This is a genomic window from Leucobacter faecis, assembly GCF_054456695.2.
Genome location: NZ_JBTJER020000026.1, coordinates 1 through 1,774, shown reverse-complemented (window position 1 = coordinate 1,774; position 1,774 = coordinate 1). Strand labels below are relative to the sequence as shown.

1 rRNA gene is annotated in these 1,774 nt (G+C 54.3%); it reads left to right on the top strand.

Features of this window, described 5'->3' with window-relative positions:
* Window positions 1–342: 342 nt before the first annotated feature.
* Window positions 343–1,774: ribosomal RNA gene (locus ACXR2W_RS14105) — 16S ribosomal RNA — on the top strand; the annotation flags it as partial.

The window sequence follows — 1,774 nt, the reverse complement described above, 5'->3', positions numbered from 1 at the left end:
TGCGTAATGTTATCTCTTGTCGCCGCAACGAAGCCGGGCCGCAGAGCGGGCCGGCTGAATTAGCTTGCGGTAAACACCACGGTTTTTGGTGGTGTGGATGGCAGTAACTCTTCGGGAGGCTTCGGCTGGTACGGGGAGTGTCTGGTCCTTGAGAACTCAATAGTGTGCACTTGAAAATTGTCAAATGCCAAATTTTATATCCCGTCGCCAAGCCGTTTGGTTTGGTTGATGGCGATTCCTTTTGGACAAATTATATGAACGTCAGTATTGATGTTTGTTTTTGTCAGGTTGAACTCGCAGCACGTCTTTGCCTTATTCCGGTGAGCGTGTTTGCAATCGTTTTTTACGGAGAGTTTGATCCTGGCTCAGGACGAACGCTGGCGGCGTGCTTAACACATGCAAGTCGAACGCTGAAACCAGAGCTTGCTCTGGTGGATGAGTGGCGAACGGGTGAGTAACACGTGAGTAACCTGCCCATCACTCTGGGATAAGCACTGGAAACGGTGTCTAATACTGGATATGCACAATGGCCGCATGGCCTGTTGTGGGAAAGATTTATCGGTGGTGGATGGACTCGCGGCCTATCAGCTAGATGGTGAGGTAATGGCTCACCATGGCGACGACGGGTAGCCGGCCTGAGAGGGTGACCGGCCACACTGGGACTGAGACACGGCCCAGACTCCTACGGGAGGCAGCAGTGGGGAATATTGCACAATGGGCGCAAGCCTGATGCAGCAACGCCGCGTGAGGGATGAATGCCTTCGGGTTGTAAACCTCTTTTAGTAGGGAAGAAGCGAAAGTGACGGTACCTGCAGAAAAAGCACCGGCTAACTACGTGCCAGCAGCCGCGGTAATACGTAGGGTGCAAGCGTTGTCCGGAATTATTGGGCGTAAAGAGCTCGTAGGCGGCTTGTCGCGTCTGCTGTGAAAACCCGAGGCTCAACCTCGGGCTTGCAGTGGGTACGGGCAGGCTAGAGTGCGGTAGGGGAGATTGGAATTCCTGGTGTAGCGGTGGAATGCGCAGATATCAGGAGGAACACCGATGGCGAAGGCAGATCTCTGGGCCGCTACTGACGCTGAGGAGCGAAAGCATGGGGAGCGAACAGGATTAGATACCCTGGTAGTCCATGCCGTAAACGTTGGGAACTAGATGTAGGGCCTGTTCCACGGGTTCTGTGTCGTAGCTAACGCATTAAGTTCCCCGCCTGGGGAGTACGGCCGCAAGGCTAAAACTCAAAGGAATTGACGGGGGCCCGCACAAGCGGCGGAGCATGCGGATTAATTCGATGCAACGCGAAGAACCTTACCAAGGCTTGACATGTAGAAGAACACTGTAGAGATACAGGACTCTTTGGACACTTCTATACAGGTGGTGCATGGTTGTCGTCAGCTCGTGTCGTGAGATGTTCGGTTAAGTCCGGCAACGAGCGCAACCCTCGTCCTATGTTGCCAGCACGTGATGGTGGGAACTCATGGGATACTGCCGTGGTCAACACGGAGGAAGGTGGGGATGACGTCAAATCATCATGCCCCTTATGTCTTGGGCTTCACGCATGCTACAATGGCCGGTACAATGGGCTGCGATACCGCGAGGTGGAGCGAATCCCAAAAAGCCGGTCTCAGTTCGGATTGGGGTCTGCAACTCGACCCCATGAAGTCGGAGTCGCTAGTAATCGCAGATCAGCAACGCTGCGGTGAATACGTTCCCGGGCCTTGTACACACCGCCCGTCAAGTCATGAAAGTCGGTAACACCCGAAGCCGGTGGCCTAACCC